Below are 5,842 nucleotides of genomic sequence, written 5' to 3' on the forward strand. Positions count from 1 at the left end.
GGCTCGACCCGGCAGCGGTGCTCGCGCACGACCTCGGGCTCGCGAACGCCTTCCGCGCGCGCGTCGGGCTCGCACCCTCGGACAGTGCGATCGTCACGTGGCCCGATCCCGACGGGGACGACCTCGCTGCGCTGACCGCGGCGGGGCTCGTCGCGTCCGGGCGCGCCGGGCGCGCCCGCGTCGCGTTCCACGTGTGGAACGACGAGGAGGACGTCGCGATGGCCGCCGCCGCGGTCACGCGGAGCCACCGCTCGGCCTGAGCCGTCAGCCGCGCCCGCGAACGACGCCGGTCCGTCACGCGCCGGCCGGTCGGCTCCCGCGGACCTCGTCGATCTCGCCCGCCGCAGCGAGCCGCTCACGAGTGCCGATCGTCTCGAACGCGCTCCCCGAGCCGCCCTCGAGTCGACGGCGCATCGACGACGCGATCCGTCGTGCCTGCACCTTCGCCCGCTCGGCGGCCTCGCCCTCGAACAGGTCGTCGACGGTGGCGGTCCAGAGGTCGAGCCAGCGCGAGAACTCCTCCGCGCCGAGCGGGGCGCGGCGGTTCACTGCCTCGTGGAGTGCGAGGGCGTTCCGGCGATACGTGCCGGCCTGGAACACGACCGTCTCCCAGAAGTCGCACATGATCGGCAGGTGGTGCTCGAGGTCCATGCGCGCGACCTCGGTGAAGATCGGCCCGATCAGCGGGTCGGCAAAGGCACGCCGGTAGAACTCGCGCACGAGTCGGGCGACGTCGTCGCGGTCGCGCAGCTCGCGCACGTCGCGCACCTCGTTCGGCCCCGCCGGCACGGCCGATCCGCGCGACACCTCGCCCGACATCAGCGCGCGGGCGCCTCGCGCACCGGGTTCACGAGCGACCCCAGCCCGGATACCGCCACCTCGACCGAGTCGCCGTCGACGATCGTGCCGACCCCGGCCGGCGTGCCGGTCAGGATCACGTCACCCGGCAGGAGCGTGAAGACGTCGGACGCGTACGACACGATCTTCGCGACCGAATGCACCATGTCGGCGAAGCGGCCGTGCTGGTGGCGCGTGCCGTTGACGCTCGTCGTGATCTCGCCGTTCGCGAGGTCGACATCGGTCTCGATCAGCGGGCCGAGGGGGCAGAAGGTGTCGAAGCCCTTCGCTCGCGTCCACTGCCCGTCACGTCGCTGCAGGTCGCGCGCGGTCACGTCGTTCGCGATCGTGTAGCCGAAGATCACCGACTCGGCGTCGGCCTCGCTCACGCGACGCGCGACGCGGCCGATGACGACCGCCAGCTCGCCCTCGAACTCGACCTGCGCGCTCTCGGGCGGCAGCACGATCGCGTCGCCGGGTCCGATCACCGACGTGTTGGGCTTCAGGAAGAGCAGCGGCTCTGCCGGCGCCTCGCCGCCCATCTCCTCCGCGTGCTCGCGGTAGTTCCTGCCGACGGCGACGACCTTCGACCGAGGGATCACCGGGGCCAGCAGCTTCGCGTCGGCGAGCGCCACGCGCTCCCCCGTCGGCTCGTACCCGGCGAACATCGGATCGGCCTTCAGCACGACGAGCTCGTGCTCCTCCTCATCGACGATGCCGAACGAGATGGTCTCACCGTGGGAGAAGCGCGCGATCTTCATGCGGCCAGCCTATTGCGCGGCGTCCGCACCGGCCCGCGGACGTGCGGGCGGTGCGGACGCCGTGAGGCGACTACGCGTCGAGTCGCACCATCCAGCCGTGGCGGTCCTCGACGCGCCCGTACTGGATGCCGGTGAGCTCCTCGCGGAGCGACAGCGCGAGCTCCTCGGCGGCGGCGCCCGGGTGGACGATCTCGAAGTCCTCGGCGAGGAGTCGACCGATGGGCACGACGACCGCCGCGGTGCCGCACGCGAACGCGCCGACGATGTCACCGGATGCCGCGCCCTCGCGCCACTCGTCGAGGGTCACGGGCCGCTGCTCGACCTGGTGGCCGCGGTCGGCTGCGAGCCGCAGGATCGAGTCGCGCGTGATGCCCTCGAGGATCGAGTCGGACTCGGGCGTGAGGAGCGTGCCGTCCTTCTTCACGAGGACGACGTTCATGCCGCCGAGCTCCTCGAGGTACTTGCCTTCGTCGAGGAAGAGCACCTGCTGGCATCCCTTCTCGTGCGCCTCGGCCTGCGGCAGCAGGCTCGAGGCGTAGTTGCCGCCCGTCTTCGCCGCGCCCGTGCCGCCCTTGCCGGCCCGCGCGTAGTGGGTCGAGAGCCAGATGTTCACGGGCTGCACGCCGCCGGGGAAGTACGCCGCCGCCGGGCTGGCGATGAGGTAGTACGCCACCTTCTTGGCCGGGCGCACCCCGAGGAACGCCTCCTTCGCGAACATGAACGGCCGGAGGTAGAGGCTCGTCTCGGGCGCGCTCGGCACCCAGTCGGCGTCGACCGCGATGAGCTGCTTCAGCGAGTCGATGAAGATGTCGACGGGCAGCTCGGGCAGCGCCATCCGCCTCGCCGAACGCTGCATGCGCGCGGCGTTCTCGTAGGGACGGAAGGTGCGGATCGACCCGTCGGCGTGACGGTAGGCCTTGAGGCCCTCGAAGATCTCCTGCGCGTAGTGGAGCACGGCGGCCGCCGGGTCGAGCTGGATCGGCCCGTACGGCGAGACCCGTGGGCGGTGCCATCCGCCCTTCTCGGACCAGCAGATGTCGGCCATGTGGTCGGTGAAGTGGTTGCCGAAGCCCGGGTCCGCGAGGACCGCCTCGCGCTCCTCGACCGACTTGGCGTTCTCGTTGGCGGTGACCTGCCAGACGAGCCCGGCGGGCGACGGGGTCTTCAGGGTGAGGTTCGACGTGGTCAAGGTGTCCTCCTTCGGAACGGTGCGAGTCAGTGGGCGCCGACGGTGGCGCCGATGCGTGCGGCGATGGCGTCGCCGATCTCGGAGGTCGAGCGCCGCGCGTCGCCGCGTTCGGCGATGTCGGCGGTGACCGCGTCGCGCACCCGGTCGGCGGCGGCCGCCTGCCCGAGGTGGTCGAGCAGGAGCGCCACCGAGAGGATGGCGGCGGTCGGGTCGGCGATGCCCTTCCCGGCGATGTCCGGAGCCGAACCGTGCACCGGCTCGAACATGCTCGGGAACCGGCCGTCGGGGTTGATGTTGCCCGAGGCCGCGAGTCCGATGCCGCCGCTGATCGCGCCGGCCAGATCGGTGAGGATGTCGCCGAAGAGGTTGTCCGTGACGATGACGTCGAATCTAGCAGGATCCGTGACGAGGAAGATCGTGGCGGCGTCGACGTGCAGGTAGTCCACCGTGACGTCCGGGTACTCGGCCGCGACGGCGTCGACGAGGCGCTTCCAGAGGGAGCCGGCGAACACGAGCACGTTGGTCTTGTGCACGAGGGTCAGCTTCTTCCTCGGTCGGGCGGATGCCGCGGCGAAGGCGTAGCGCACGACGCGCTCGATGCCGTAGGCCGTGTTCACGGACACCTCGTTCGCGACCTCTGCGGGCGTGCCGACGCGGATCGCGCCGCCGTTGCCGACGTAGGGGCCCTCGGTGCCCTCGCGGACGACGACGAAGTCGACGTCGCCCGGATCGGAGAGCGGGCTCGCGACGCCGGGGTGGAGCACGCTCGGGCGGAGGTTGACGTAGTGGTCGAGCTCGAACCGGAGCTTCAGCAGCAGGCCGCGCTCGATGTTCGCGCCCGCGAGGCGCGGGTCGCCGGGCACGCCGCCGACGGCGCCGAGGAGGATCGCGTCGTGGCCCTTGATGGCCTCGAGGTCGTCGTCGGTCAGCGTGTCGCCGGTCTCGAGGTAGCGCGCGGCACCGAGCGAGAAGCGCGTCTGCTCGAACACCACGTCGGTTCCGGCGGTCGCGGCGTCGAGCGCCTTCAGCGCCTCGCCCACCACCTCGGGACCGATGCCGTCGCCCGGGATGACCGCGAGCCTGACCGTCGTTACCATGAACACTCCTTCGTACGCCAGCCCTCCCAGCGTACTGTCCGGCGCGAGCGGCGATCACTACACTCGGGCGCATCGGGGCGGCATCCCGCCCCTTCCCCGCGCGGCCCCGCGCCGCCCGAGTGAAAGCAGGCACCGCACAATGAGTCTCGGCCTCGGAATCGTCCTCTTCGCCATCGGCGCCGTCCTGGCGTTCGCGCTGAACCTGGCGGTCGACTGGATCAACCTGCAGATGGTCGGCTACATCCTCATGGCGGCCGGTGCCGTCGTGATCATCCTCGGCATCATCCTGATGGCGCGACGCCGGAGCTCCGTCTCCACCCAGCGCACGACGGTCGACCCCGCGACGGGCGACCGCGTCACGCGCAACGAGACGTCGCGCCCGGACGACACCACGACGGTCTGACGTCGATCGACCGAAGCGCCCGCGAGGGGCGCCGCCTCACTCCGAGGCGGCGCCCCTCGCGTCGTCGAGGGTGAGCGCCGCGACGACCCCGGCGCCGACCATGAGCAGGACGCCGATGAACGAGGTCACGACGACGCCGCCGTCGAACGCGTGCGCCGCCGATGCCAGCAGTTCGGCGGATGCCGCGGCGGGCAGCGACTCCGCGACGTTGACGGCACCCGCGAGCGTCTCGCGCGCGGCATCCGCCTGCGACGCCGTGAGGCCGGCGGGCAGGTCGAGCGACGCGCGGTACCACGCCGCGAGGATGCTGCCGAGGAGCGCCGTGCCGAGCACCGCGCCGAGTTCGTAGGCCGTCTCGGAGACCGCCGAGGCCGCGCCGGCCTTCGCCGGCGGCGCCGCCGAGAGGATGAGCTCGTTCGACACGGTCTCGGCCATGCCGATGCCGAGTCCGAGCAGCACGAACGCCACCACGACGCCCACGACGCCCTGGCCCGCGGTGAGCGCGACCGTGAGGTAGCCGGCGGCGGAGACGGCGAGCGCCGACGGCACGAGCACGCGCGGGCGGATGCGCCGGGCGAGCGCCACGACGGAGAGTCCCGCCGCGATCATGGCGACGAGGCCGGGTGCGAGCGCGAGCCCGGCCTGGACGGGCGAGAGCCCGGCGACGAGCTGGAGGTGCTGGGAGACGAAGAAGAGGAACCCGACGAGCGCGATGACGCTGAGGAGGTTCACGACCACGCCGCCGCCGAACGCGCCGACGCGGAAGAGGCGCATGTCGAGCATCGGCGTGCGCGCTCGCAGCTGTCGACGCACGAACCACGCGCCGAGCGCGAGTCCGCCGACGATGGATCCGACCGCGACGACGTCGACGCCCTCGGTCGCCAGGTGCTTGATGCCGTAGACGGCGCCGCCCATCGCGCCGAACGAGAGCACGATGCTGAGCGCGTCGATGCGGCCGGGCGCGGGGTCGCGGCTCTCGGGGATGAGCATCGGCAGGAGCACGACGAGCGGCACGAGCACCGGCACGGCAAGGAGGAACACCGAGCCCCAGGCGAAGTGCTCGAGCAGCACGCCGCCGACGATCGGGCCGAGCGCGGCGCCGGCCGCGAAGCCGGACGCCCAGATGGCGATCGCGAGGCGCCGCTCCTCGCGCTCGGTGAAGACCGAGCGGAGCAGCGACAGCGTCGAGGGCATGAGCATCGCGCCGAAGAAGCCCAGCGCGGCACGCGCCGCGATGAGCGCTTCGGCGGTCGGCGCGAACGCGGCGGCGATCGACACGACGGCGAACCCGATCGAGCCGATGAACAGCATGCGACGGCGGCCGAACCGGTCGCCCGCGCTGCCCATGGCGACGAGGAGCGCCGCGAGCACGAGCGGGTAGGCGTCGATGATCCAGAGCTGCTGCGCAGCCGTCGGGCCGAGGTCGCGCGCGATCGCGGGCAGCGCGAAGCTCAGCACGGTGTTGTCGACCGCGACGAGCAGCACCGGCAGCATGAGCACCGCGAGCGCGACCCAGCGGCGGGTCGCGCCGCGCCGCGCGACCGAGCCGACGCGG

6 protein-coding genes and 1 pseudogene are annotated in these 5,842 nt (G+C 72.3%); 2 read left to right on the forward strand and 5 right to left on the reverse strand.

Features of this window, described 5'->3' with window-relative positions:
• Positions 1 to 260: pseudogene (locus tag ESO86_RS10165) on the forward strand (aminotransferase class V-fold PLP-dependent enzyme); the annotation flags it as partial.
• Positions 261 to 294: 34 nt separating this feature from the next.
• Here ESO86_RS10165 and ESO86_RS10170 read toward each other — a convergent pair.
• The 4 genes from ESO86_RS10170 to ESO86_RS10185 all read right to left on the reverse strand — a co-directional run bounded on the left by ESO86_RS10170 (position 295) and on the right by ESO86_RS10185 (position 3,884).
• Positions 295 to 819 carry a group III truncated hemoglobin gene (locus tag ESO86_RS10170; RefSeq protein ID WP_207207086.1) on the reverse strand — a complete coding sequence of 175 codons (525 nt, stop codon included), beginning with the start codon at positions 817 to 819 and terminating at the stop codon, positions 295 to 297.
• Positions 819 to 1,598, reverse strand: a complete 780-nt coding sequence (locus ESO86_RS10175) for a fumarylacetoacetate hydrolase family protein (protein ID WP_129234794.1) — start codon at positions 1,596 to 1,598, stop codon at positions 819 to 821. Before ESO86_RS10175 ends, ESO86_RS10170 begins: the two co-directional genes overlap by 1 nt.
• Before the next feature lie 70 nt (positions 1,599 to 1,668).
• A complete protein-coding gene (locus ESO86_RS10180) occupies positions 1,669 to 2,766 on the reverse strand; it encodes a branched-chain amino acid aminotransferase (protein WP_129234797.1) in 1,098 nt (365 codons plus the stop codon).
• A gap of 47 nt (positions 2,767 to 2,813) precedes the next feature.
• On the reverse strand, positions 2,814 to 3,884 hold the full coding sequence (locus ESO86_RS10185; RefSeq protein WP_129234795.1) for a 3-isopropylmalate dehydrogenase: 1,071 nt from the start codon (positions 3,882 to 3,884) through the stop codon (positions 2,814 to 2,816).
• Positions 3,885 to 4,023: 139 nt separating this feature from the next.
• On the opposite strand from ESO86_RS10185, the gene ESO86_RS10190 reads away from it, so the two are divergent.
• Positions 4,024 to 4,287, forward strand: coding sequence for a DUF6458 family protein (locus tag ESO86_RS10190; protein ID WP_129234796.1), 264 nt, complete (start codon positions 4,024 to 4,026; stop codon positions 4,285 to 4,287).
• A gap of 36 nt (positions 4,288 to 4,323) precedes the next feature.
• On the opposite strand, the gene ESO86_RS10195 is transcribed toward ESO86_RS10190, so the two are convergent.
• The coding region (locus ESO86_RS10195) for an MFS transporter (RefSeq protein WP_165307615.1) at positions 4,324 to 5,842 on the reverse strand (1,519 nt) is incomplete at its 5' end.

It is taken from the genome of Agromyces binzhouensis (genome assembly GCF_004135055.1).
Lineage (GTDB): Bacteria > Actinomycetota > Actinomycetes > Actinomycetales > Microbacteriaceae > Agromyces > Agromyces binzhouensis.

Coding starts and splice junctions, on each gene's coding strand:
- ESO86_RS10175 (WP_129234794.1), bottom strand. CDS start 1,598: ATGAAGATCGCGCGCTTCTCCCACGGTGAGACCATCTCGTTCGGCATC.
- ESO86_RS10190 (WP_129234796.1), top strand. CDS start 4,024: ATGAGTCTCGGCCTCGGAATCGTCCTCTTCGCCATCGGCGCCGTCCTG.
- ESO86_RS10185 (WP_129234795.1), bottom strand. CDS start 3,884: ATGGTAACGACGGTCAGGCTCGCGGTCATCCCGGGCGACGGCATCGGT.
- ESO86_RS10170 (WP_207207086.1), bottom strand. CDS start 819: ATGTCGGGCGAGGTGTCGCGCGGATCGGCCGTGCCGGCGGGGCCGAAC.